Annotated in this window: 1 protein-coding gene and 1 pseudogene; both read left to right on the top strand. The window is 44.5% G+C overall.

The features are described from left to right. Positions 1 to 190 (top strand): annotated as a pseudogene (locus R7Q11_RS28655) (hypothetical protein); the annotation flags it as partial. 8 nt (positions 191 to 198) lie between these two features. After that, positions 199 to 441, top strand: coding sequence for a hypothetical protein (locus R7Q11_RS28660; protein ID WP_225467284.1), 243 nt, complete (start codon positions 199 to 201; stop codon positions 439 to 441). The last annotated feature ends 105 nt before the right edge of the window (positions 442 to 546 follow it).

Raw genomic sequence — 546 nt, forward strand, 5'->3', positions numbered from 1 at the left:
ACATCAACTGGATTGCTTACCGAACATGTCCGATGTGCTTAGGCGTCTCTTGCAAGAACTGCCTCATACCAATAGCGGTTTGAGCATGACTCAACAGCTTGCTTTAAATGTATTGAGTTCACCGCGTTCACCCATCTCTGTAACAGAGTGGTTCAAGCGGTATCAGCAAATTGAACCGCTACCTTTTTAGGTGATGTCATGTTTTACGCCCTACTGTTTCCACTGACTCAATCCGAAGTGCCGCTTTTCGCTATCGACTCATTAGAGAAAAATTGGTGGGAACAAAAAGTTACTCTGACCGAATTTGGCAAAGCGTGTTTAGCAGGCCAAAAGCGAGCAAAGCAATGTTACTGGGTGGGCGGAATGCAAATAAACGAACATAATCATTGGCGTTGGGATCACCAACGCATCTCCTCACTATCTCACTACAAACAATCGTAATTACGCAACCTTGAGCTGCGATGCTATTGACTGTAGTGAGCATTAGCATCGCCGTCTGGATCCAAATACTATTACGACCTATCACCTATTTCACACTGCATAAAC

It is taken from the genome of Vibrio sp. 970 (assembly GCF_033339075.1).